This window comes from Pseudoalteromonas sp. RWi3 (genome assembly GCF_054960735.1).
The window spans coordinates 13,299-39,636 of the sequence record NZ_JBHNYL010000016.1 but is presented as its reverse complement, the minus strand read 5'-3'; the positions used below and the strand labels follow the sequence as shown (position 1 = coordinate 39,636).

The 26,338-nt window shown below is 37.9% G+C and carries 21 protein-coding genes; 8 read left to right on the top strand and 13 right to left on the bottom strand.

The window, feature by feature from the left end:
- Positions 1-113: 113 nt before the first annotated feature.
- Together ACFI4Z_RS16260 and ACFI4Z_RS16255 are read right to left on the bottom strand one after the other, a co-directional pair.
- The gene (locus tag ACFI4Z_RS16260; RefSeq protein WP_099296378.1) at positions 114-449 is read right to left on the bottom strand and encodes a zinc ribbon domain-containing protein YjdM; all 336 of its coding nucleotides are present in this window, start codon (positions 447-449) and stop codon (positions 114-116) included.
- 170 nt (positions 450-619) lie between these two features.
- Positions 620-868: a hypothetical protein gene (locus ACFI4Z_RS16255; RefSeq protein ID WP_099296380.1), complete on the bottom strand. Its 249-nt coding sequence runs from the start codon at positions 866-868 to the stop codon at positions 620-622.
- Between the two features lie 188 nt (positions 869-1,056).
- Here ACFI4Z_RS16255 and ACFI4Z_RS16250 point away from each other — a divergent pair, with 188 nt between their 5' ends.
- From ACFI4Z_RS16250 to ACFI4Z_RS16240, 3 genes are all read left to right on the top strand, one after another.
- Positions 1,057-2,205, top strand: a complete 1,149-nt coding sequence (locus tag ACFI4Z_RS16250; RefSeq protein WP_462671488.1) for a hypothetical protein — start codon at positions 1,057-1,059, stop codon at positions 2,203-2,205.
- A 157-nt stretch (positions 2,206-2,362) separates the two neighbouring features.
- Positions 2,363-3,262: a LysR substrate-binding domain-containing protein gene (locus ACFI4Z_RS16245; RefSeq protein WP_462671487.1), complete on the top strand. Its 900-nt coding sequence runs from the start codon at positions 2,363-2,365 to the stop codon at positions 3,260-3,262.
- Between the two features lie 665 nt (positions 3,263-3,927).
- Positions 3,928-4,401, top strand: coding sequence for a YqhA family protein (locus ACFI4Z_RS16240; RefSeq protein ID WP_462671486.1), 474 nt, complete (start codon positions 3,928-3,930; stop codon positions 4,399-4,401).
- Positions 4,402-4,410: 9 nt separating this feature from the next.
- On the opposite strand, the gene ACFI4Z_RS16235 is transcribed toward ACFI4Z_RS16240, so the two are convergent.
- Together ACFI4Z_RS16235 and ACFI4Z_RS16230 are read right to left on the bottom strand one after the other, a co-directional pair.
- Positions 4,411-5,865, bottom strand: coding sequence for a methyl-accepting chemotaxis protein (locus tag ACFI4Z_RS16235; protein WP_462671485.1), 1,455 nt, complete (start codon positions 5,863-5,865; stop codon positions 4,411-4,413).
- A gap of 14 nt (positions 5,866-5,879) precedes the next feature.
- Positions 5,880-6,053: a hypothetical protein gene (locus ACFI4Z_RS16230; RefSeq protein WP_462671484.1), complete on the bottom strand. Its 174-nt coding sequence runs from the start codon at positions 6,051-6,053 to the stop codon at positions 5,880-5,882.
- 347 nt (positions 6,054-6,400) lie between these two features.
- On the opposite strand from ACFI4Z_RS16230, the gene ACFI4Z_RS16225 reads away from it, so the two are divergent.
- The 3 genes from ACFI4Z_RS16225 to ACFI4Z_RS16215 all read left to right on the top strand — a co-directional run bounded on the left by ACFI4Z_RS16225 (position 6,401) and on the right by ACFI4Z_RS16215 (position 11,225).
- Positions 6,401-6,940 (top strand): heme NO-binding domain-containing protein, encoded by a 540-nt coding sequence (locus ACFI4Z_RS16225; RefSeq protein WP_462671483.1) that lies wholly within the window; start codon positions 6,401-6,403, stop codon positions 6,938-6,940.
- A 1-nt stretch (position 6,941) separates the two neighbouring features.
- The gene (locus ACFI4Z_RS16220; RefSeq protein WP_462671482.1) at positions 6,942-8,663 is read left to right on the top strand and encodes a response regulator; all 1,722 of its coding nucleotides are present in this window, start codon (positions 6,942-6,944) and stop codon (positions 8,661-8,663) included.
- Positions 8,664-9,041: 378 nt separating this feature from the next.
- Complete coding sequence (locus tag ACFI4Z_RS16215) at positions 9,042-11,225, top strand: GAF domain-containing hybrid sensor histidine kinase/response regulator (RefSeq protein WP_462671481.1); 2,184 nt, start codon at positions 9,042-9,044, stop codon at positions 11,223-11,225.
- A gap of 109 nt (positions 11,226-11,334) precedes the next feature.
- Here the strand turns inward: ACFI4Z_RS16215 and ACFI4Z_RS16210 are convergent, their stop codons facing one another.
- From ACFI4Z_RS16210 to ACFI4Z_RS16195, 4 genes are all read right to left on the bottom strand, one after another.
- Complete coding sequence (locus ACFI4Z_RS16210; RefSeq protein ID WP_462671480.1) at positions 11,335-12,078, bottom strand: hypothetical protein; 744 nt, start codon at positions 12,076-12,078, stop codon at positions 11,335-11,337.
- Positions 12,079-12,639: 561 nt separating this feature from the next.
- Positions 12,640-13,134, bottom strand: coding sequence for a hypothetical protein (locus ACFI4Z_RS16205; RefSeq protein WP_462671479.1), 495 nt, complete (start codon positions 13,132-13,134; stop codon positions 12,640-12,642).
- A 201-nt stretch (positions 13,135-13,335) separates the two neighbouring features.
- A complete protein-coding gene (locus ACFI4Z_RS16200) occupies positions 13,336-14,322 on the bottom strand; it encodes a DNA topoisomerase IB (RefSeq protein ID WP_462671478.1) in 987 nt (328 codons plus the stop codon).
- 89 nt (positions 14,323-14,411) lie between these two features.
- Positions 14,412-16,478, bottom strand: a complete 2,067-nt coding sequence (locus tag ACFI4Z_RS16195; RefSeq protein ID WP_462671477.1) for a catalase — start codon at positions 16,476-16,478, stop codon at positions 14,412-14,414.
- Between the two features lie 521 nt (positions 16,479-16,999).
- On the opposite strand from ACFI4Z_RS16195, the gene ACFI4Z_RS16190 reads away from it, so the two are divergent.
- The gene (locus ACFI4Z_RS16190; protein WP_462671476.1) at positions 17,000-19,591 is read left to right on the top strand and encodes a cellulose-binding domain-containing protein; all 2,592 of its coding nucleotides are present in this window, start codon (positions 17,000-17,002) and stop codon (positions 19,589-19,591) included.
- Between the two features lie 150 nt (positions 19,592-19,741).
- Here the strand turns inward: ACFI4Z_RS16190 and ACFI4Z_RS16185 are convergent, their stop codons facing one another.
- Positions 19,742-21,169: a serine hydrolase domain-containing protein gene (locus ACFI4Z_RS16185; RefSeq protein ID WP_462671475.1), complete on the bottom strand. Its 1,428-nt coding sequence runs from the start codon at positions 21,167-21,169 to the stop codon at positions 19,742-19,744.
- A gap of 130 nt (positions 21,170-21,299) precedes the next feature.
- On the opposite strand from ACFI4Z_RS16185, the gene ACFI4Z_RS16180 reads away from it, so the two are divergent.
- Positions 21,300-23,390 (top strand): winged helix-turn-helix domain-containing protein, encoded by a 2,091-nt coding sequence (locus tag ACFI4Z_RS16180; protein ID WP_462671520.1) that lies wholly within the window; start codon positions 21,300-21,302, stop codon positions 23,388-23,390.
- 13 nt (positions 23,391-23,403) lie between these two features.
- Here ACFI4Z_RS16180 and ACFI4Z_RS16175 read toward each other — a convergent pair whose 3' ends face one another.
- The 4 genes from ACFI4Z_RS16175 to ACFI4Z_RS16160 all read right to left on the bottom strand — a co-directional run bounded on the left by ACFI4Z_RS16175 (position 23,404) and on the right by ACFI4Z_RS16160 (position 26,158).
- A complete protein-coding gene (locus ACFI4Z_RS16175; RefSeq protein WP_462671474.1) occupies positions 23,404-23,964 on the bottom strand; it encodes a DUF1206 domain-containing protein in 561 nt (186 codons plus the stop codon).
- Positions 23,965-24,023: 59 nt separating this feature from the next.
- The gene (locus tag ACFI4Z_RS16170) at positions 24,024-24,206 is read right to left on the bottom strand and encodes a hypothetical protein (RefSeq protein ID WP_462671473.1); all 183 of its coding nucleotides are present in this window, start codon (positions 24,204-24,206) and stop codon (positions 24,024-24,026) included.
- Positions 24,207-24,539: 333 nt separating this feature from the next.
- Positions 24,540-25,424 (bottom strand): tetratricopeptide repeat protein, encoded by an 885-nt coding sequence (locus ACFI4Z_RS16165; RefSeq protein WP_462671472.1) that lies wholly within the window; start codon positions 25,422-25,424, stop codon positions 24,540-24,542.
- A complete protein-coding gene (locus ACFI4Z_RS16160; protein ID WP_462671471.1) occupies positions 25,421-26,158 on the bottom strand; it encodes a hypothetical protein in 738 nt (245 codons plus the stop codon). The genes ACFI4Z_RS16165 and ACFI4Z_RS16160 overlap by 4 nt, the downstream gene beginning before the upstream one ends.
- Between the last annotated feature and the right edge of the window lie 180 nt (positions 26,159-26,338).

The following is a 26,338-nucleotide window of genomic DNA, read 5'->3' as shown; positions in this document are numbered from 1 at the left end:
TGGCATGCCTTTGGTAGTAAATTAAGTTTATACGCTTATTACCCTATTCAAGTTTTATACTCGTATAACCAATTTTTATACAACAAAACTCTAATTACACGGCGTCTGCCTTATCAAGCTTTTTTTACAAACTTAGCAGTTACCATCATTTCACCGACGCCATCCACTTTACAGTCAAGCTCATGATCTTTTGTGTCTTTAATCCAGCGGATAACGGCTTTAGTACCAATTTTAATTACCTGAGAGCTGCCTTTTATTTTCAAGTCTTTAACCACCGTCACTTTGTCACCCTCAGCTAACAGTGTTCCATTGGCGTCTTTAACTTTAACAGCATCATCGTCGTCATTTTGTGTGGGATCCCATTCAAACGCACATTCAGGACAAATTAATAGAGTTTGATCTTCATAAACATAATCAGATTGGCATTTAGGACAAGAAGGTAGAGACATATTTAGCACGCATAAATAAATTTTGCTTATGGTAATAGCTCATCATGTGTTTGTCTATTGAGGTGCTTATACGATATATAAATAGACACTAAATGAACAACTTTCTATGAATCCTGTAATCCACTGAGTCGGTTTAGCGCACTATATATAAACACCTTTTAATAATGCGACTAATGGGGCTTTTTAGAACCGCCACGCACTAGATCTTTACCGTTTTCATATACTTCTTGCGTAACCCAACGGCCTAACAATAATTTATGCTCATCATCAAGCACAGCAATAAATGGGCGTTTATTACTGTTGTGGGTTGCTAATGCCAAGCCTGAAACATTCTTTAAGCCTAAGCCACCGCTTTCAACTAAACGGATAAATGCGTCGAGCTCTTCAAGGGTGTCAATGACATCGTTATCGTTAATCATACTGTTTACTCTTTAACAAATTAATGATCATAGAATACCAGTTATAGAATATTTGATAAATGAGCGTTGCTTACTATTAAACTAATTAGATGCGGTTTTGTTAATAATCGATTTTATTTGCGCTAACCTTTTATCCATAGGATAGTAACTCTCGGCCTACAAATAAGCTGTAACTAAATAGGATACTCATGAAAAACGTTTTACTTGCTACCAGCATAATCGCTTCATCGTTTAATGCCCTTGCAACGAACCTAACAACAGAAGAGTTGCGAATTAAAACAGCCACAGCGGCTATGCCAAATGTGGTTACTGCGTTTTCTGACAACGTGGCTTCGCTAAAAAAATCATGGCAAAGTGTCGGTAGTTATCAGCAAGCAACCGATTTAATTAATGACTACGCAAAGCAGCTCTGGCGCCATGCTAAAACACAAATAACTCAAACAAATAGCTATGACGATCGCCAATTGTATTGGGCACGTTTACTTTCAAGTAAAGTTATCCGCTCTAATAAACCTGATTTTGCCATAACAGATGCAGAGCGTTTAGCACTTCTAACGATGCTCGAAAACGGTAGCCGTGGCCGCACAGATCTTGCCTATACAAAAAACACAGATAAAAAAATCTTACTTACAGGCTTTGATCCATTTCTACTCGATAAACACATTAATCAAAGTAACCCATCAGGTGTTGCAGCCCTATTATTAGACGGCCAAGTGATTAAATATAAAGGTATAACAGCTGAGATAAATACGGTTATGGTTCCGGTACGTTACGCCGACTTTGACCAAGGTATTATTGAACAATTACTTGCGCCTTATTACGCACTAAATAATGTGGATATGATTGTTACGGTTAGCATGGGCGGTAAAGAATTTGACCTAGAGCGCTTCCCGGGAAAACGCCGAAGCGTAACAGCGCCAGATAACGTAAACATTGTTTATGGTGGAACAGCCTCTGCCCCTAAGATTTCCAGCTTGAATGACCGACCTCTTCCAGGTGATGAATTTGTTGAGTTTAGCTTACCTGTTACACAAATGCTTAAAGCCGAAGGTGCATTCAAAATAAATGATAACCATAAAGTAGTCACTCTTGAGAAAGCCTTTGAGCCTAAGTCTTTAAAAGAGCTTGAAGGCGCAATCGCGGTGAAAGGAGGCGGCGGCGGTTATTTATCTAACGAAATTTCATACCGAAGTATTCGCCTACGCAATGAACTAAATTCAGATATTCCAACAGGGCATATCCACACACCCCGCATTGCGCAGTTTGAGCCTAAAACTGAAGCTAAAATAGTGAAACAAATTCAGTCAATGCTTGAGCATAGCCTAACTGCTTTATAATACATTCAGTGCCACTTTTCTCCTAAAATATTAAGTGGTACTGTAACCTCCCCCTTTAGCTCCAATACACTTTACAACAAACAAAAAACATTGAATTTTATTCACCTATTCATGCTTTTAATTTATGCTTAATTAAAAGATTTTCGGCCTATTATCAATGAAACATAAATACCCTCCCCTTCACCTTCTCAGTATTTTTGAAGCTGCTGCAAGGTTAGAAAGCTTTAAAGCCGCCAGTGAGGAGCTTTATATAACTCCTTCAGCAGTCAGTCACCAAATTAAAGCCTTGGAATCACATTTAGGTTTTGATTTATTTCAACGCAAAAGCCGAGGCGTCGCGGTAAATAATGCTGGCAAAATATATCTACAATATATTCAAAAAGGCTTAGGTCAATTTGAGCAAGGCACAAAAAAACTACAACAACGCTTCGCATCACCTTCTCTTAAAATTTCATGTTTTACAACCTTAGCCAGCAATATGCTCATCCCTCAACTCGGTGCATTCCAAGAGGCTCACCCTGACATTGAGATAAGAGTCGAAATCGGAAACAAAGTATCTGATTTACAATATGAAGATATTGATTTAGCCATTAGGTTAGGTGATGGCAACTGGCCAAACAGCATTGTTCATAAGTTGACTGACATTCAAATCTCAGCGGTATGCTCACCTAGCTTTGCAAATGAACACAAGCCACATTTACTTAAAGATATAAGCCGTTTACCATTAATTGACTTTACCTATGTCGACGATGCCTGGTCATACTGGGCAAAATATGTAGGGTTAAATCTAAAAGATAGTAAACGCTCACTGAGTTTCAACGATTACGACTCGGCAATCAATGCCGCCGCACAGGGACTGGGGATGGCATTAGCGATGTTCCCAATTGAGAATATTCCATTAAGCAGAGGAGTCATTGTGACCCCGTTTCAAAATACCATGCCTTACGCTAAGTCATTATACGCTGTATACCGCCCTGAAGATGCAGAACGTCACGATATCAAATGTTTTCTTAATTGGTTAAAAAAGTCTGACCTCATCACCAGCCAGGGTGAATAGCATTCACTCTTAGCGTGAATATTATCCTTTTGTCAGACTTTTCATTTGTTTCTAAAATGAGCGCAATCAGAAGCAAATGGAATGATCAATCATGCTCACCAGAGTCATACTTTTCACTTATCGAGTGATAGCAATTAACGTTATCTTATCGCCTATAGCATTTAACGTGGTAATACGCGGCGATGTGGTGCCTTCTTTGGTTTACATCCCATTACTATCTTTGGCATTACTATTAGCTTGCATGTACTTGGATAGTAAGTTGGAGCAGATATTAATAGCCAAATAAAGTAATACACCTAAATATTTATAAGAGCCTGAAAGCGCAATCGGTGTGAAGAGAGAAGCGGCTACTTCTAAAACGAAATTTTATATCGCAGCGTTCATCTACGTAAAGAGTTGAATTCAGACATTCCAACCGGGCATATCCACATCCCACGTATTGCGCAGTTTGAGCCTAAAACTTAAGCTAAAATAGTTAAAAAATTCAAGCAATGCTAGAAATGAGTTTAACTGCATTATAGCGCTATACCTTAAGCGGCAACTATAATAAGAAAGAGGAAAGGCGCCCCCTTTCCCTTTTAAATATAAACCGAAAAAATCGAGTAAGGTCGCCAATTTACTGTATGCTTACTAACAGTATTGTTATGATTTTAAAGTGAGCAACCATGGAACGTATTTTTCAAAACAGCCGTTTTCTTGTTCTTATTGCTGTACTAACTGCTGCCATTTCTGCATTTCTTGTCTACATTTCGTGTATCAATATTGTGTTTCACCTTGTCAAAGCAACAATTTTTAATTTACCTGACTCCGCAAAAGGTGGCAAAGAGCTTATTGTAGAGCTCTTAAAGGTTTTAGACTTATTGCTTATCGGTATTACACTTCAAGTAATAACGATTAGTTTATACCGCTTGTTTATCACGCCAAATAGGCCGCAAAAAAGCCAGTTTCTTGCCGCTTTTAATATTGAAGACTTTCATGACCTAAAAATCACTTTAGTACAAGTCACATCCGTTGTGCTAGTTATTCTATTTTTAGAACATGCTGTAGAATTTGGCGGCACAATTGAGACGCTTTATTTAGGTATCGCCGTATCGGTGATTGTAGCCGCCTCTACATTTGCTTGGCGATCGATGAAATAAATAGGGCAGTTACACCTTAAAAAAGCCAACTTCTTTTTTAAGTGATGTTGATAAGTCACTCAAAACTTTAGTTGCCTTGTCATTTTTATTCATGGAATCGATAGTGTTTTCAGACATCGCTGCTACCTGCTCCATCGCTGTACTGAAATCGGTTACAACTTGAACCTGATCCGTCGCTGCACTTGACACTTGTTTAACAAGCTCCAACGAGTCTGTTGCTTGCATTTCAATATGTTTCAACAATTCTGTTGCTTGCATTATTTGTTTTTTACCATTTTCAACTTGAGGTTGGGTGGTCTCCATTGCAACTACGGATGCTGCAGTTTGGCTTTGTACATCATTAACCATCGACTCTATTTGTGACGTCGCCTCCCCTGTACGCTTTGCTAACTGCCTCACTTCATCCGCTACTACAGCGAAACCTCTGCCAGACTCTCCAGCTCGAGCCGCTTCAATTGCGGCATTCAGTGCGAGAAGATTCGTTTGTTCAGATATACCACTAATCACACTTGCAATGCCGCCGATTTGCTTGGTATTTTCATCTAACAACTTTATCTGGTTTACCGTTTGGTTAACCGTTGTAGCTATTTGCTCCATCTCTTGCGCCGCTGAATTTACTATTTTACGACCTTCCATAGCATTATTAGCTGTTTTTTCAGAGTTAATCTCCGTTTGAGCCGCAATATCAGCCACTCTATCAATGCTTGAACTCATATTTCCCAATTGAGAAATTGTTTCGATTGTTAACTGAGCTTGCTGTTGAGCACCGTTTAAAACCACTGTTGAGCCATCCGAAACCTCTTCAACTTTATCCTGAAGTTTATCTGAAGCATGAATAATATTTTTTGCAATACTAGTGAGTTTCGTACTCATTGTATCTAGCGAATCTAATATGCTATTTGAGTAAGGTGTTTTGAGACTTTTCGTTAAATCCCCCTCCGCCAAAACAGCAATAACTTCTTGCGCTTCATTTAGCTCTCCACCTAATGTCACTCGCAAACTGCGCTCAATTAAAAAGCCAACAGCAACAGAAAAATCTATCGCAATTGCACACAGAATCAACATAAAGTTTTGAAACGTACCCGCAACATTTCTCGCTTGGGGCGTTGCAATTTGGTTCTGCTCTTCTTGATAATCAATAAACTGATTTATGGTGTTAAGCCATTCAATAAAGGCAGGCCTTGCTTCATTAAGCACTTTCTGATCAACCTGTTGACCAGCTTTTTTCATGTTTATAATTGTTTCAACGATGGGAAGCGTTTTGGTTTGAATATCTTCAATACGTTGAAGAACATCGCGCTCTTTAGCGGTAAATGCGACACCTTGGCGTAACATCTGCGCCATTTGTGATTCTGATTCTGCATAAAAAGATTCTAAGCTGCGGATCTCCTTTTCATACTGTGATATTCGTGCAGTGCTATCTGCTATTGCAATATCGCGTATGGCAATAGCTCTATCATGCACACTGCCTCTAAAGTTTAGGCATAGCGCTGTTTTACAGAATTTAAATCCGTAATTTCTGCTAACGTTCTATCAATATAATTTACACGGTTTATTCCTTGTACTGTCAATAATACCAACAGTGCTAAAACAAGGCCAAAACCGATAGAAAGCCTAGCTTTAATAGATAAAGATGAAAAGAAGTTCAACATAAAAACCCACTAATTAAAACCTGATTAATAGCTCAAAGGCTATTTTGAATTAGACGTATTTTTCAAAAAAGTAAAAAATACATGTGACCTGCTTTTTTACGCTTTAAAACACTGCTCGATACTTACCTAAAAAAGGTAAGTTATTAAAAAAGAACAGTTTAAAGCTAAACTAACAAAAAAGAGTATAGAACAAACACAAGTTTAACATTTTTTAAATAATTGTTCCGCCAACGCGTTCGATTATTGCAAAAAAGCACCCATCAAAATAATTCCAACCAGATATACATAAATTGTATTTTTTACGATTCTATCTACACTTTAATTAATACAGTTCAAAGAGCATTTATATGAAAGGCATAGTCTTTACCGAGTTTCTAGAGATGGTCGAAAATGAATTTTCCTATGAAGTAGCCGATAAAATAATACAAGAAAACTCACTTTCTTCCGATGGCGCCTATACCAGCGTAGGTAATTACGACAATAAAGAACTTATAATGCTCGTAACCTCTTTAGGTAATCACACAGATACTCCAGTTGATGAACTAGTCCATGCCTATGGAAAATATTTGCTAAATAGATTTTTTGTCCTTTTCCCTCACTTTTTTGATGCTGCAACTAACACATTTGATTTTCTTGACACAATCGACCGCCATGTTCATATCGAAGTAAAAAAACTTTATAACGATACTGAGCTACCAAACTTTGAAACAATTCGCATAAGCCCAACAAAAATGCAGATGATTTATCGTTCAGGTAACCCATTTGCTTGTTTAGCAGAAGGATTAATTGAAGGAGCATGCGAGCACTTCAAAGAAGAAATAACTATCCAAAGCGATATAAAACCAGACTACCAAACTGCCACCTTCACATTAACAAAAGTGGCTTGATATGGATGAGGAGCTTTATAAAAGGCGCTTAGAAAGAGAACGTCGCGCTCGAAAAGAGGCTGAGTCTCTTTTGGAGCAAAAGTCATTTGAATTATATCAAGCGAATCAGACGCTCAAAAATGCAGCAGAAACACTCGAACAAGAAGTCACTGCTCGTACTAGTGCTTTAAATAAAGCAAAAGAAGAAGCCGATGCTGCCAATCGTGCAAAATCAATGTTTTTAGCGAATATGAGCCATGAGATACGCACGCCAATGAATGCTATAATTGGCATGGCTTATCTAGCATTAGATACAGATTTAAATGACAAACAATACGACTATGTCGAAAAAATTCAACAATCCGCTAAGTCATTGCTGGGCATCATCAACGACATTCTAGATTTTTCAAAAGTAGAAGCTAGTAAGCTTGAGCTCGAGAATGAAACCATAAACGTTAATGATTTTTTAGCTAATCTTGCTAATTTAGCCAGTAGTTTGATAGAAAAAAATAATATTGAAGTCAATTTTGAGATCGATGATGCCGTTCCCGATTTTATCATTGGCGACGCATTAAGACTTAATCAGGTTTTGCTCAATTTATTAAGTAATGCAATTAAGTTTTCTAATGGAAACAATGTAACACTTAAACTAACGGTGTTAGGTCAAAACAAAAACAGTATTGATATTAAATTTAAAGTTTTAGATCGTGGCATTGGTATGAGTAAAGAGCAAATAGAGTCTTTATTTAAACCTTTTTCACAAGCTGATATATCGACAACTAGAAAGTTTGGCGGAACCGGGTTAGGGCTTGTTATCAGCAAGAAGATTGTTGAGTTAATGGGAAGTGAAATACGTGTTGAAAGTCACATAAATAAAGGGAGTTGTTTTGGGTTTGATGTGTCTCTAGGTCAGCCATTAATACAAACTATAAGCACTCACCCTATTTATAAACACAAACGCGCACTTATTATTGAGCAGCTTAACGTGAGCGAAGCCATTCTTTACGACATGCTCAATAAATTAAATATCACCACAGATACAATAAGTTTTCACGATAAGAAACTCACAACGCCTAATATTTTAGATAACTACGATTTTATTTTTATTGACTGGCATATTCTCAACCAACCAGAAAATACAAGGCTCATAAAACTTAAATCACAACTGTCTATTAATATTAAAAAGCTCATAATCCTCACTTCATTTGAAAACAAACAAGTAAAAGATTGTCTTGTTAATTTTAACAAAAGTGCTGACGAACTGTTGTTAAAACCTATTATCAAAGGCAATTTAAACAAAACACTTGAGCATGTGATGGGCATGTCTAGAAAGAAAAGCAGTCAAGCTGATAACACCTGCTTAAAAGATCTTCTGGGTGCTAAAATTTTACTGGTGGAAGACAATCCATTAAACCAACAAGTGGCCTCACAAATACTGCGCAAAAATGGCTTTATAGTGGAAATTGCATGTGATGGTCTCGAGGCACTAAAAGCTATTCAAGCTGCTGATTACGACTGTATTTTGATGGATTGCCAAATGCCTAATATGGACGGTTACACTGCAGCAATTGAAATTAGAAAGCAGCCTAAATATGCTACTATCCCAATCATCGCGATGACTGCTAACACGATGGCAGCTGATTTAAATAAAGCAAAGCAGTCAGGTATGCAAGGCTACATAGCAAAACCAATCGAAGTAAAAAAAATGTTTGATGTAATTGCAGAGCAACTAGGAAGCAAATAGTAAAGCAGGTTTTTAAGCTTTTAATAAAGATCGGCTCTCATAGTCAAATACACATAATTGCTAAATTCAGGCTGCGTTATATGCCCACCTTCGGCAATTCTTTCCAATAATGTACGATACGTTGCCGCATCAGTTGCATTACCAGCGTAACCGTATAAGTCTAAGTCCTATAAATCGTTTAACAGCAGCAGTCCTTTTTCAATCACGCCAACTTTAAACTATACTCACTTTATTACTGGTAAAGACTCACATCTGCTAGTGACCAGCCGCGTATTTTATAAGTAAATAAAAAAGCAGCTTCCATTAAAAAATAGCTAATTAAGTGTTATTTCCATAGGATTACTAAATAGTTAAAACTGACAAACATAGAGCAATGTAATGATCAAAGCGCAAATACCCGAAGATGAAATTTCGAGGCTAAAAGACTTGTATGAATATGACATATTAGACACTGAAGCTGAAAAAGTATTTGATGACTTAACAAAACTTGCCGCTGATATTTGTGAAACTCCTATCTCGCTTATTAGTTTAGTTGATCCTACAAGGCAGTGGTTCAAGTCTAAATACGGTATTGAGGTGAATGAAACTGAACGAGATGTTGCTTTTTGTTCTCACGCCATTTTACAAAAACAAATTTTTGAAATCCAAAATACGCTTATAGATAAACGCTTTCATGACAACCCTCTTGTAACAAACGAACCAAATATTCGCTTTTATGCTGGAGCACCACTTTTAACGCCTAGAGGAAATGCTATTGGTACATTGTGTGTTATTAGTGACGAGCCAAAAAAACTAGATGAGAAACAGGTCAATGCCCTGACTATTTTGGGCAAAGAGGTTATTACCCAGCTCGAACTTAAACTACACATTAAAAAGTTAGCTAATGCTCTTAAGAGTCAACAAGCACAAAACCAAGAACTAATAAAACTTAAAGAAGAAGCCGATGTTGCCAGCCATTTAAAGAGTAAGTTTTTAGCAAATATGACTCATGAGCTGAGGACCCCACTGCATGGGATTTTAAATTTAGCAGAATTTGGACTCGCTGAAACAACACTATCGGATAAAGACAGCTCGCTAACTAATATATTAAATTCTGCGCGTTACTTATCGAACATAGTGAATGACATATTAGACTTTTCAAAAATTGAAGCTAATAAGCTAGAAATAGAACACATCAGTTTTGATCTTAGAGAAGTTGTTAATCATGTTGTTAAACCTCATTTGAAGCAGGCGACCAAAAAAGAAATAAAACTCAGTTTATTTATAGATCCCAAATCAGCCGCCACTTTACAAGGCGACCCTATCAGAATATCCCAAATTTTAAATAACTTATGCTCAAACGCCATTAAGTTTACCAAGCAAGGGAAAGTAGAGGTTAATGTCAATGTAAAAGAGGTCGCCAAAAACTCACAAACCATAGAGTTTGAAGTTATTGATACCGGGGTGGGTATTGACGAGTCAGTGCAAAATAATTTATTTAAAGAGTTTCACCAAGCAGATGTATCAACGTCTAGGCAATATGGTGGGACTGGCCTTGGCCTGACGATTTGTGTTCGCTTAAGTGAATTAATGAATGGCAAAATTCATTTTACAAGTACAAAAGGTAAAGGGTCTAGGTTCACTTATTTACAAACTTTTGATACTTCAAACTCTAGCAAAATCCAAAGCTCAAAAATGGCAGTGACCGACTTACAAGGCTGTCATGTTTTGGTTGCTGAAGATAATAAAGTGAATCAAATAATCGTTAGTAAAATGCTCAAAGCGCATAACGCCAATGTGATATTCACTGATAACGGCAAAGAATGCGTTGAGTATTTTAAAGCAAACCCTGTCGACCTGATCTTTATGGATATCCAAATGCCTGAAATGGATGGTATGCAGGCAACTAAAGCTATTAGAGCAACTCAAAATGGTCAATCTGTTCCAATCATCGCGATGACCGCAAATACGATGAAACAGGATATAGAGTACTATTTAGATATTGGTATGGATGGTTATTTAACCAAACCGTTTGATAAAACAAAGCTTAATCGCTTGTTGAACGTATACAACCCAAATAACCTTGATTTAAAAAATTTAGCCATAAAGATAAGCGACCCTAATACATCGCGAGATTGGAAACTAAAACAAATTTGCAAGGAGTTAAAAGCCCTCATCCCAAACTCAAACCGCGTAAGCCTTTGGTTATTTAATAAAGATTACAAAGCCATTAATTGTTTGATTTGCCTCGATGAAAACAATCAAATCATTTGTGATACATCGCTTACGGCCAATGACTTCCCTGAATACTTTAATTACATTTTAAGAAACCAAGTGCTTGATGCCTCCGATGCCAGAAACAACGAAATTACCAAGCAGTTTAATAAATCATACTTTAAACCGTTTGATATTTATTCATTACTAGATTACATCTATTTAATTGACAATAAGCCTCTAGGCGTTATTTGCTGCGAAAGTGTGGGATCACAAGTCATATGGAGTCAAGAAGATAAAGAATGTTTAGTTAAGATTGCTGATATTACAAACTTATTCTTATCTCAGCAGATAAAACAAGTTAAATAATACCCATTTAAAAAACCTTGTTGAGATCAAGAAACAGCTAAGCACATAGCAGCAATGATTAACCCCCCTAAATAATAGGGGGTTTAAAAAATTGATTTAATCAAAACAGTTATTGATAACTCAATACTTTTTGCTGCCATTTGCTGTCATGGTCAAGTGTAGTTACTAAGTCCTGCAAATGATGAAAAAGTAGCTCCTGATTTTTGGGCACTAATATTCGCCTATGGTATTTGTCATGGGGCTGGGCTGATAAGTGAAATACAGTTTCCTTAAGGGAGTCAGGCAAAGAATACTCATACATGGAGCGTCCAATAATTGCCGCATCAATTCGCTTCTTGGTTAACATAGCTAGTAATGCTTCTTCATCAACAGTATCGATTCGATGCACCAATCCTTGCGCAACAACTTCGTTGATACCAGCATAATAAAATCCACGAACTCCTCCTAATGTCTTCCCAGTTAAAGAGTCTGCCGATTGATATTCAAAAGGCGACGATTTTAAAGAAACAACTTCATCTCTATCATCAAACACTTTACTAGTCCAAAGGTACTTTTGCTCAGCGCTATCTTTAAACCACTTAGGGTTTACACCCAGTAAAATACCATTCATTTCACTACGTTCGAGCATCACCTCAATACGCTTTCTTGGCACGTATACTAAATTAAATGTGTATTTGCTACTAAGACGGTTTAAATGTTGAGTAAATTCAAAATATAAACCCGCTTTTGTATCAATATCGATAATTAATGGCGGTTGCAAATGATAAGCATACACCGTCACTTCTGCTTTACTTTGCTTAGCAAGCACTAAAGGGCTTAGTAATAAAAATAATAAAAACCAATACTTTGTCATATAGGCCTTATGTTAAGAAAAATGCGTGATTTAAGTTTTCACAACTCAAATATAGCTCATGGTTTACAGTTTATCTTTAAATGTATGATGTGCTCTGTAATGATTGGTAAAAATAAAATAGATATTAATACGTTATATAAGTGAATTTATCTTGCGCACCTGATCTAATTTAAAGGTGATTGATACAATCGTGAGGTATAACTTCTTACAGGCAAGTAATTAGAGACCACACTCACCGAAATGCTGATAGTGGCTTTGATTAATAATGAGTGACAAGTTTGAATAAGCTTATATCAAGACTGTATATAAAAATGATCAAATTCAGCATCATCTAACGCCTCCTAAGAAGCCTCTGTAATGGGTGGCAGTTTATGTAGTTTTGAAAAATATATGGCTCAACGTTTGTACCGATATAAATTAACTATTACATGGAAAAAAGCTATAAGCTTTTATTTAAGCGGGATTTTCACACACAAAACACAACCTAAAAGGGAGTGAAACACAGTTTCACTCCCACTAACTTAATAAGCTGAACTTAAGTTAATTATTTAAAATACTAATCTATGCTGAAGAAACATTGCTGGCGCCAGCATTATTGAGAATCTCTTCAATTGCGTTTTTGTTGTCACTGTCATATTTAACACCGATCAAAATTGAGCCTTTCTCAATAGCATCTTCATAGTACTTAATTTCATGCTCAGGGATAAACGCACCGATCGCTGCGCCTATTGTGCCACCTACAGCCGCACCAGCACCACCAGCGGCAAAAGCAGCCACTAAAGGACCAGCAACAACTAGACCTGCACCACCAGTAGCAACAGTACCTACCGCTGTTAAACCACCCACAACAGCAGCAAGAATACCACCTGATGCAGCACCTACAATTCCGCCTTCAGCAGCTTTTGTGCCTTCATCAACAGCAAAATCTTCCTTTGCATATGAGTCGTTTGCTACGATACTAATATCAGACTCACTGATACCTAATGCCTCAAGTCTATAAATCGCAAGTGTAGCCTGTGAAACATTATCAAATAACCCAGTAATAACAGTACTCATAATAACTCCTTTATTTGTTTAAGAAAGTACCCTTAAGACTAAGCAACATCCAGACCACAAATAAAACCATTAAAATCAACAGTTTAAAACCATGCAAATGCTCTGTTCTTTTATCTAAACGTAAAAATTGCCAAAAGTTGTAAAATGTTCACATTCATTTAAGTGGTTAGTTTAATTGAAATACTCGTTATTTTTTGCATATCATCCACATTGGTCTTCTAAAAACACCAGCAACCCACGTTCGTAACGACTTAAGTATTTGGTTTTACGGGGTAGTTTACCCAAGTTATTAAAGTCCTTTAGGGCCTCATTTTCTCCTTTACAGAGCTCAATCAACTTTGGATGAATATATGAATTACGAGCTATTGTCGGAGTATTCCCTAAATTGCTTGAAACGCTATCTAACATATCTTTAAGCGAGAGCTTGGCGTTTGACTTGTGCAAGGCTTCAAATGCCAAAACACTGGCCCGCCATGTTCTAAAATGCTTTGCACTAAACTGCTCGCCCATCACACTTTGAATAAATTCATTCACCTCCTTGGAGGTAACATCACAACACTCCCCTTCATCAATATATTGAAATAAGCTCTGTCCAGGCAAGTCTTGCAACTGCTGAATGATAGAGCTAAGCACCTTATCTGTTATGTTCACTTCTCTTTGTTTACCAGATTTTGCTTTATACTTTAAACGAATATTTTTACCCGTTAGTTTTGCATGCCGACTACGTAATGTCGTAGCACCAAAGCTATTGTTCTGTTTGGCATTTTTTTTAGAACCAACGCGCAGAGCTCCAAGGTCCATTAAACGCACAACAGCTGCGATTGTACGCTGGCAATCAAGCTCATTACCTTGCAAATATTCCGATAGTTTTGCCCTTAATAAAGGCAGTTTATTGCCAAATAAAACACATGCTTCAAACTTTTTAAGCTCTTGCTGCTCTCTAAACTCGGGATGATAAAAGTATTGCTTACGGCCTTTACTATCGTAGCCTGTAGCTAAGATATGGCCATTTTCCTCAGGACATAGCCATACATCTTTGTATGCGGGGGGAAACGCAAGACCATCTAACCGCTCTATTTCATCTTTATCGTGTATTTTCTTTCCTGCTGGATCGTAATAAATCCATTGTTTTGCATGCCTCTTACGAGTTATGCCCGGCAAGTTATCATCGACATAAATTAATTTCATTTTTAATCCTTTAAAAGCAATCTTTTCATATATTCATACGCTCCAATAAACAAAAAAGGCCAGTAAAACTGGCCTTTAACTAATTGGAATTATCTTTTCCAATATCTAAGTTGACGAATTGTCGCTATAAATTTATCTGATGATATTTTGCCTAAATCTAACCAACCATCATCACATTGTCCTTTTAAGCCTGAAGCGTCAATCAAAGAAGCAGCTTCACCAGTAAAGCCTATGTACTTCATATGCGCATGCGCATCGCTGACAAAATCTTTCGCTTCTGGAATTTCAGCCAATTGCTTAGCACCCGCTGGCGTAGTTAGCACAACCACTGCATCATATAACACAGAAGGACCACCCTTTATCACCTGATCTGCACCAACATGTTCTCCATCGCTGCTTTTGGCCCCCCCCACTTGAGCAGCAATCACTTCGTAATTCGCTCCTTCGCTTGCAAGGCTTTTTGTTAAATCAGCAAAAACTTTCGCATCAAACCCTTCACTCACTAATATGCCCAGCTTTCTACCCTTAAATGTATCAGGCGCATTCTTTAAAATACTCAATGCATCAGATAAAGGTAAGTCTTGGCGAGTTTCTCTTGCAGCTTCTGCTGGCTCTGGCATGTGTTGTAAGCCCAGCGCTTTACCAACCTGCTCAGCCAAATTGTCATCGATATTTAGTAAGTGGGATACCATACGTTCTCTAATATGCAAATGCTCCACTTTAGATAACTCAAAGACTAACGCATCTTGAATATGCGTTTGTTCAACGTCAGTTTGACTTAAGTAGAATTGGCGCGCTTGGCTATAGTGATCACTAAATGTCTCTGAACGATAGCGTAGTTTACTACCTTGTACTTCTGAATCTGAGCTTTTAAAGCCGTGAACCGGGCACTCTCTGGGGTTACTCTCATCGCCGCTCCAAGAGTTTGGCTCATAATTTACTCGACCTTTAGGGTTCTGCATTGCCATATGCCCGTCTTGTAAAAAGTGTCGCATTGGGCATTTAGGGGCATTAACAGGAATTTGAGTGAAATTAGGACCGCCTAAGCGCTTAGTTTGGGTATCTAGGTAAGAAAAATTACGTCCTTGCAATAATGGATCAGGCGTAAAGTCGAGGCCAGGCACTATATTCTGTGTGCAAAATGCAACTTGTTCAGTTTCTGCAAAAAAGTTATCAACGACCCTATTAAGCACCATTTTGCCGATGATTTTAACAGGCACTTGTTCTTCAGGTATCAGTTTTGTGGCATCAAAAACATCAAACTCGAATTCGTCGGCAAATTTTTGATCAAATACTTGCACACCTAATTCCCACTCAGGGTAATCACCTTGATTTATTGACTCCCACATATCACGGCGATGAAAATCAGGGTCGGCACCATTTAGTTTAAGTGCTTCATTCCACACAACTGATTGCATACCGCCTTTTGGCTTCCAATGAAACTTAACAAACGTTTCTTCGCCTTTGGCATTAATAAATTTAAAAGTATGTACCCCAAACCCTTCCATAAATCTAAGTGAGCGCGGAATAGTTCTATCTGACATTGCCCACATAACCATGTTCATTGACTCTGGCGATAAGCTCACAAAGTCCCAGAAGTTGTCATGGGCTGTTTGCGCTTGCGGGAAACCGCGATCAGGCTCTGCTTTTGCGCTGTGAATTAGATCAGGGAACTTCATAGCGTCTTGAATGAAAAACACTGGGATATTATTACCTACCAGATCCCAATTGCCCTCTTGCGTATAAAACTTAACGGCAAAACCTCGCACATCGCGTGCTAGATCAGGAGACCCCTTATTACCTGCGACTGTTGAAAAGCGTGCGAAAACAGGCGTTTTTTCACCTTTTCGCTGAAATACATCAGCAGAAGTTAAATCATCCAAAGCATCGTACGTTTCAAAATAGCCATGTGCACCATACCCTCTTGCGTGCACAACTCGTTCAGGAATTCGCTCGTGGTCAAAGTGAAACAGCTTTTCGCGTAATACGTGATCTTCTAATAACCCTGGACCACGCTTACCTGCTTTTAATGAATTTTGATTATCACTAATAGGGCAACCCTGGGCTGTCGTCATTATCGGGTGATCCTCATCAGCTTTTTGATGAAGTTCTCCTGCGTGACCTTTATTATTTGCATACTTAAATGACTCTGCCATAAATTTTCTTCCTTAAATGATTTGTTTTAATTGCTGTATTATTTATAAGTTTATAAGCGGCATTTAATAAGCAAAAACAAGACCATTTAAAAAGTCATATTTATCAGCAACTAAGAATATTCAGTTTCCATAACGGTACAATCAATGGCAAAAAGTTACACGCTGGATGTAAGCTTTTCTTTTTATAAAAAGTAAACTTATTTTAGAGTGGTCAAACCAAGTCATATTAAATTACTTTCACAATTATCTCAGTCGTATTGTCCTTATCAAAAAATAGGAACACTTCGTTGTAAATAAAATTTTTTTCCTTTTTAGGTAAAAAAATAAACACGTTGCTTGATATTAATCCTTAATTATCAACACTGTGATAAATAACAAACCTATATACTTATATTTTTAGTGTGAATTTTACCCAATACATCTTTGACAGCGCTGTCAGCGCCGTGTTAGATTTTAATTAAATGTTAATAAAACATTAACAAAGCATCGCATCACATTAACTAAAGGTAAGGAATGTAAAAATGAAAAGTATATCTATTGGGTTTAAGCCTAGTAAGACTTTTATTGCTGTATCACTCGCTTCTAGCGCCATATTTGCAAACAACGCGCTTGGCGCAAGTTGCGATAACATCAACACATATCCAAACTTTCCTCAGGTTGATTGGCAGGGCAACCCCAGCCATGCCAGTGGCGGTGATTTGATGCAACACGAAGGAAGTGCTTACAAAGCCAAATGGTATACAAGCTCAATTCCAGGAAGTGATAATACTTGGCAGTTTGAACACTCTTGTGGCAATGTGACTGACCCTACAGATCCAACTGATCCAACAATACCTACTGAACCATCCGATCCCAAGCTTGGCGTTTTATGTAAGGATTATACACTGTGGTCTCAAGGCGATGTAGCCAAGGCTGGTGATGTCTTCGTCAATGATGAATATATTGCTTACACCGCAAAATGGGAAACGTCTTCACGCCCTGGCAGCAATGACACCTGGAATTGGAAAGTAAACTGCGATGGCACTGAGCAAGGCACCGCACCATTACTTTCATTACCTAATGCAAGCGATCCGGTTAATTTAGAAATGCCAGGCTGGCCAAGTGACTTTGTGGTTGCAAGCCCCTCTTCCGCAGCCCCAGCCCTGAGTACAGCAAGCGTTATTAATAGCGCTGATTTAACCGATATCACTAAATTAACCAATGACTTTGTGGCACTTATTCAACTGGCAGCACAAGCAGGCACTTCATCCGTTATTTTACAAAGCAATGTGCTCAATAACATTACCCAAGATAAAGGCGTATCATTAGGTGCTATTAGTGTTAAACAGGCGTTAACTGATGCACTTGCAACGACAAATTCCAGCAGTATTAATGTAGCTGACATTGAGGCTTTAAGTGATGACGCTGCAGGCTGGGCACAAGCTCAAAACTTGATTATGAGTAGTTTAGCGCCCAATGCTACATTTGGTTGGTCATTAAGTATTGGTAACTTTGCCTATGATACACATTCAGGTAAACGCTCTGTTTGGGACGCGGCTTCAAAAGCAACAGCCGATCTTCTCGATACCCTTTCACTTTACAAAGGCACTACAAAAGCTGACTTTATTGCCTTTACTAAATCAAGCAGCTCTGCAAGCTTAACCAACGATCAATGGCATAACGCCCTTGAGTACGTAAAACAAGTAACCGATTTTGTACAAGCTCCAGCGCTACTTTCATCAGTACCAACAGCGCAAGCGACAACTTACTTTATGGGCAATACTCTAGGCGAAAGCAATATTCGTAAAGCGGCACACAACAATATTTTTGCTGTTATTTTTGATGCAGATAGCGCAGATCTAAGTAGTAAAATAACTCGCTATCAAGGCAATGAAGTACCGCTTTATTATACTGGCACACCGTCAAATGTGACTGCATTGACCAGTATCGAATCACTAAACAATGACTTATCTGGCGTTGAAGCAACGATGGATAGTGAAGTATTTTTATACGAAACGCCTAATTCAACTTGGGTTCCTTCCACTATTTATAAATGGGCTGACTTTTTAACTGGCTTAAACTCAATGCATAACGTGGGTGTCGCTGGCGAGAAGTTTTGGCTAATAGATGAAAGCGTAAATGACGCCACCAATGCCATGTACGCTAAAGTTGCGATTGCGGCATTTTTATCACAAAGTATGCAAGAAACTATACGGTTTGATGCCTGTGATGAAAACAACTGGTCTGAAGTAAAATACGGTGCAGCAGTTGACTACCCAATGACCGCCAGCTGTGGTCAGTTAGGGCAAAAATATGCTGATTACGGTGTTCACCCAGTATCAGGAAAAGATCATCCTTATTCTTGCCCACGCAATGACAAAATGGAACAAACAGCAACCACTCACGCTAAATGGTATGGTGCCCCAGCCCCTATTTTTGTTGCCCCCGATGCCGTACTTGAAGAACAAGGGTTATTAGTTAACGGCAAAGTAGGACGCTGGACCAACGCAGGCCACTGTAATACCGTACCAACTGCAATTGATACTTCAAAACAAGTTTACGAACGTGATGAATGTAAGCAATACGTAGGTCAAAAAGCCGGTAGCTTTATTTGGGATGGCAGTGATGAGAGTGTGCAAGGCTGTGGTTGGTGGGGCCGTGGTGTAATTCAAACCACAGGACGCCAAAACTTCGGTACACTAAATCACTTTGTTGGTCGCTCGCATGTTGACCCTGATACCATTGGCACAATTGTAGACGGTGTTACTGTTGCAGCCGCTCCAGATAGCCCGCTCTATGCAGATTTAGATTTATGTTCAAACCCAGGTCTTGTATGTAGCTCTGAGGAACATAAAGAGATTAAATGGATTGCCGGTCTATTCTTTTGGGTAAACTCAGTACAAGCTTACAATAATGAAGGTGGTCCTTATGCCGATTGGAACTATTATACCGAGCTTAAAAAGTATGTTGATGGTGGCCTTCAGGGAACGGCGCTTGTTGATGCGGTATCAGGCATAGTAAACCGTGGTTGCCCAGACGATCATTGCCCTGTAAGTGGCGAAGTACACGCGATTGAAGAACGCCGCGCTAACTTTAAACTGGTACTACAAAAACTAGGGTTAAATCCACTGTAGTAAAACGCCAAAGTAATACAGTTATGTATTAAAAATATGCCTGTTGATGACCTATCAGCAGGCATATTTGTATCTACTGTTATTGCTATAATAGCATTGCCTCATACAAACTTATATAATTGTAATCATCGTATTGAGCTGAGAGTACCACTAAAGCTGTTTCACTAGGCTATTAGCTGCAATTACTATTGGCTCAGCCGCATCGGGACTATTGCCTAAAACAGCGAGTATATAGCCCTTATCACGATAAATATTAAGCTGTGCACTCATGCCTAAATGCGCGCCATTATGCCCTATAATTTGATTACCCTTATCGCCTCTGACCGAAAAGCCATAACCATAATTAGGTGAATGAAGCTCTGGTTTTGCAGACGTAGCTTGAGAAGTTAACTCAGCATTTAACAACTGATGATTAATTAATGAAAGCGCAAATCTATGCAAATCACCAACAGTTGAGTACCCGTCACCAGCAGGACCGCCTTTGACTGCTTGCTTCATCAAATTCTCTGTAATGGCATTAGTTTCAAACGAATACCAATAATTTCTTGCCGTATTTTTAATTGGCACATCTAAATCAAAACTGCCACTATCAGTCATACCCGCTTTCTGATAAATGTGCTGTTGAATAAAAGCGTAATAATCTTGCTTTGAAACAGACTCAATAACATGGCCCAGCATGCGCATGCCGGTACTACTGTATTGCCACTGACTACCAGGCTTAAAATTTAATGGGATATTTTTATATAAGAGCAGTGAATCTTGCAATGAACGGATTTGTGATTGCTTAGCTTCAAAACCGGCAATGTCACCCAAACCTGAGGTATGCGTTAATAATTGCTCTATGGTGATAGAATCAAAGTCGCCTACTCCAAAATAATCTCTATCCATGTATTGAGTAAGCTTATCATCAAGCGAGAGTTTATTAGCTTCAATCAATTGCATAATCCCCACACTGGTGAACATTTTATTCATAGAGCCAATTTGAAATTTAGTCGTAAGGTTATTTTTTACATCATAACGCCTAGATGCTAAACCGTAGGCTTTAGTGAATAACACCTTATCATCTTTCGCAAATAACACCGTTCCCGAAAACACCCCGTTTTTAGCCAGCTTTTCTGTTAAATTCTGAATCACTTGAGTGACTTTTAATTCAGTTACACTTTCATCAGCTAGTTCAAATGTTTCATTCAGCGATAGATACCAATTAGTTACTTTGTGATGTTGATCAAATGAAATGACTGAATCATAACTCAGCCCTGTCGCGTTAGAATGAACATGACTAGTCACCCTAAGAATTTGCCCTTGCTGATTTTGTTTTATACTTTCTAATTTCAGTTCCTTGTGTAAGTTGGCCATATTCGTTATATAACCTATATAACGTTCACGACCAGTTCCTTGCCAACGGTTAAGGCTTTGCTGTGCAAAGTGATCATCAACGTATGTAGTGATAGTCTCAACATCATTGCTGTTAAATACAGTTAAGAACTCTTCAACTACTATTGAAGTATCTAATTGAGATTCATCAGGCTGCTTTGCAGCAACAGAGTAAGGTAATAACAGAAGTAATATTATTTGCATCAGTCGCATTTTAACGTGTTCCTTTTTTCATTATTTGTTTATCATAAAAACAGAATTAACTGGCTGACTTTGATAACGTCTAATTCACAGATAAGCGATGAATTAGTGCTTAAAAAACAATTAAGAAAACATTAAGGCGAAAATAATTAATAATAACAATGAATTAGATAAAAGCTTTAATACCCCGTTATTCTTTGATGTATTCTATATTAACGAGGCACGTGTAAACCCAACGTCAGGGGAAGTCTCTGCTCATGGTCGTACACAGCTGCTTGAACCTAAAGTGATGACAATGCTTATTGTATTGTGTGAACACGCAAACAGCATTATCTCGGCCGAAGAGCTATTCAAGCGAGTTTGGCCCCGCTCTATTTACAGCCCTAACTCGGTAAGACGTAATATTGCATTACTTCGAAAAGCATTGTGTGATGACGATAAAGAGTTAATAAAAACACACCCTAAACGTGGCTATAGTTTGCAAGCAATAATTTCTCCTCCAAGTAACCCAGCCAACGCCAAAGTTAATATAAAACCTAAAGTGAACAGCCATAAAGTAGCTCTCTATGTCACCTCTCTTTGTATCTTGAGCCTCTTAGTCATTACTTGGGCTACTTGGCAAAACACTCCAGCATCACAACTGACTGTAAATAATCTAAAGCCCATTACCGCAAGTAAAGCAATTGAGCATTACATGCGCGTGAGTCCAAATAATACTCACATGGCAATTATAAGAAGTGAGCCACACCAAGGCACAAATAAGCATATTTACATTAAGGATTTAAAGCGTAAAAAAACATGGAAAATCACGAAAGATGCACAAAACTACAGATACCTCGCATGGCGCAACGCCAATTCATTAGTCTATTCAACATCACACGATAGTACTATTGAGTTTGGGCAAATATTATTAGATACCGACTTTCAACCAACACAACAAACACAACTTATTAGGCGGAGTGACATTAGTTGGAATAGCCCATTTTTTATAGATAAAAAACAACAACTATTTTACCTCGCAAACATAAACGCCTCTGAACATAGCCGCAATGTAACGCTTTATCAGCATAATCTTATTTCAGGTGAGGTGCGCAAACTTCTCACTCCAAATGATACGTTTAAACCGTATAAAATTAGTTTATCACCAAAACAAAATAAACTTGCTGTCATTGGCTTTAATGCAGATTCAATTTCTGTGGTTAAAACTTATGACATTAAAACAACGCAACTTATGATGGTAAAAGCGCTTGATCATAATTGGTATTTTTTAACTTGGCAGCAAGACCAACAATCACTCTTGCTCAGTAATGGAAAAGATTTGTCTAAACTTGATGTTAGCGGTGACTGGCAACCTATTTCATACAATAATTATCATTTTGTGCAGTATATCCAAGCGGTTGCAGGCAAGCTGTACTTTCTAGAAAGGCGAGCTGATGAAGACTTATACCTTGCAAACAGAACTGACGTTTCAAATATAAAAACCATTTCAGATTCAAATAGTGTAGATACAAGCGCTGCTGTATCACCAGATGAAAAAATGGTTACCTATATATCCAGTAAAAACGGTATTCCACAATTACTTTTAAAAGAACTTGATTCAAATAATGAATCTATTATTTTTGACAATCACACACAGGAACTCGCAGTTGCGCCTCCTGTATGGCTCAGGAACACACACCTTATAAGTGCACTTAACAATCGCCCTTTTGTTATTAGCCTATTGGGTAATAATGTAAATATAAAATGGTTAGATAACCTACTCGGCATTCCACTCATAGCGCTAGAAAACGAAGATACATTTATGTATGTTGATAAATCAGCTCAAGGAGATTGGCTTTACACATACAACTTAACCACATCACAAACGCAACCACTGCATGAACAGCTAAATGCTCGCCAATTATTTAAAAATGAACAGCAACAGTTAATCGCAGCCTCAAACAATACAATTGAAAATATTAGTACCAAAACAAAACTAGTTACAGTACTAAGGGCAAAGCTTCGTGTATTTCCAAGCAAAGACGGTATTTACTATCGCAGTTTTAAAAACAACAAATATCAACTTGGGTTTTACGGCTATAAAAGTGAAGGAATAAAGCCTCAACAAAAGTTAGCTACACTTTGCGAGCAAATTTGTGACCAGCTACAGGCTGTTACCGAAAGTTATTATTTACTCTCAAATAAAACAACTCAGGCAGATATAGTGTCACTTGATATTCAGTAAAAAGTTTATTCTTTTACTGTTTTTTAGTCACTCTATAACGCCCTTCAAACCCGCAAAATACACCAAAGGCAAACATGCAAATACCTACAGCTGCTAATAGGTAAGGGCCAAAAGGCTTATTTAAAATAATCATCAACGCATCACTTAGCCCTCCCGCTTGAGAAGGGTCATGCTCTATAGCTGCTATCGTTATAAAGCCACCAATAATAACATACACAATAGATCTACCAGTGAAGCCTATTCGACCTGATAAATATATCGCTCGGCGTTGTTTATCAGATAACTGTGAACGGTCAAACTTAGCTATAAAATCTTGTTTTATGGCGTGTTTGAGTTGAATGCCAGCAAAAACAATAATAATTGCTCCAACCCCAGCAATCAGATACACACCAAACGGGTGTTGAAGCAATTTGGCAACTAAAGTATGGCTGCTTTGACTTTGATCAGTGCTATTGTAAAGCACGTTAAAAGCAGTATAAGCAACAGAGACATAAAGTAACGCCGGAATAAAATAAAAAATACGTGTAGTTAGCTTCATTGGTTTGTGTTTATCAAGGTCTTCGGGATTTAACAAAAACTGAACCAAGCGCCAAATGACTTAGCAAGCTAAGCCAACAAGCACCAAAAAAAGAATTATTGAGCCAAACATAGAGGAATCAATTTTTTCAAAAATATCTTTTTCGATATATTTTCTACACTACCTGCATACAATGCAGCATAGACAATCATGCCGCCAAGCAAACTGTATACAACACTTTTAGCGCAATAACCCGCACGTGCGATGTAAGTCACCATATTTTTATATTTATTACTCATTTTCAGCTCACTATGTAAAGTCACTCTAATGAATGAGCAATAAGCAAGCCAAAGGAAAGTTCTCTACTCCACTTACAATAAAGTCTCTTTTGAAGGATGTTTTCCTATTAAAAGCAATGCATTAAAAACTAAAAACCACCTTATCAGTTTAGAGCTCAGCTTTTTTTACTAACCATAGCAATCAAGCTAGAGCCTATTCTTGGTAAAAAAGAACGTAACTTTGCAGTTTTGACAAATAATCACCAACATGAAGTAGCAGAAAAATTGGCCATTCCTGTTGAGGTTAATAGCTAAAGAATAAGCATATTTTTCAAGCAGCTTCCGCACTACTCATTAAAATTTAAATGATGTTTGAGCTAATCGCTCAATTAATTGTTTATCCACAGTAGCACTGGCGAGCAAACGGTATTTATTAGCAGCATCAATATCATTAGCCAGCATGTATAACTGCGATAAACGATAATGAGCCCAACTCAAACTAGGGAGTGATTCATTTAATTCACTTTTACTATATTCAGTTAATGATTTTATACCTTGTTGAATATACTTTTTACTGAACACCGCATTACGGCCAATTTGATACAAAATACTAAGTCGTAAAGAGGCCCTTTTTTTACGATTCTCCAGAGCACTCATAAACTGCATATGTGCTTTATCAAACTGTTTAACATGCTGAAAAAGTAACCCTAGCTCATACGCAATAGCGGCTGTTTTTTTCGCACTCTGTTGATACTTCAATAGCTTTACTGTCAAAGCTGAATCATCGAGTGTGTGTTTATAAAAATCTAGCTCAGCTAATACGCCTTGTTCTTGATCGCGTAATTTAATTGCTTTTACTTGTTCAAAAGCAAGTACTTCACTGCCACCAGCAATTGCGGGTGCACCAAGGTAAAAGCTAATCAACCCCTTTTTATATGTAATATTTTCAGGCGCTAAAGCAACCGCTTTTTTCATACATTCAAGGGACTTTTGGGCGTAACTTAAAGCTTTAAAAAATGCTTCTCCTGCTTGCCTGCCCATGATTCTGCCACAATAAAAATGAGTTAAATGATTTTGTGGATACTCCTTTATTAACTCACTTATTAATACTTCAGCGGCATCTAAGTCACTATCAATCATCGCAATTGCTTGTGCATTTAATGTATCTACTTTCTCACTCGCGTTCACTGATGAACAAAATAGCGTCAATAAAAACATAACCCGCATCATATTTTTCATTGATTTAATCCTTTAGTTTCATTGCCATATTTGCGAGAAAGAGCAGTGATAAATATAACTCCCACCAACCCAGGTGCGACCCAAAACATAATTTGCATAAACCCTGTAGAAGTAAATATATGCCTACCACCAAATGCAATAAATGCAGTGTAGGCGGCAATGCCTGAGCCGATATACCCGGCCAAGTGCTCAACCAACCAATCGGTTTTTTTTATGTGTCGCTTAAAGGTAAAATGTAAATTAGTAATAGAAATAAACAACCCTAACGGGCCAAATACCAACATTAATATATGCCCTGTCGCAATACCAAACCATAAAATAAGCGCTCCACTCATTAACAAAGCAAACGTTATAAATAGCTGGAAAGGCCCTTTGATACTTTGCTGATCTACTTTTGCTTTTAGCACTAGTTTGCCATAGCGAACAGACACCAGGGTCAACAGCGATAAATGAAAAAGTAACAACGCAAAACGTACAATTCCCTCACGCATCATGGCCTTATCTTCGCTATTTACAAAAGCCTCAGGTTTTACCCACTCAGGAATGGCAATCGATAATAACGCCATCGCCATACCGGTGATAACCACCCCGTACATGGATAAGGTATACCAGTTACCAAACTTTTTATGCCGTGGTGAGCCTTTTTTACTATAAGCAGGAAACCAAAATAAAAATAAGGCGCACATTCCTACGCTAATATGCCCAGCCAACATAATCTTAAAAATAATGTCCATAATTTATAACCTCAAATAATGTGTTGGTTTGAAGTATCTAGAAATATGCCTTGTGATGAGAGTGCCAAAAGTCACTTTTTTGTTTGAGCACTTAAAAAGTAATAAACGGGCTATATTATTTGCGCAAAAATTGAACAGCCTAGCTTGACCTGTCTAACGCTTTATAGTTTACATTAACTA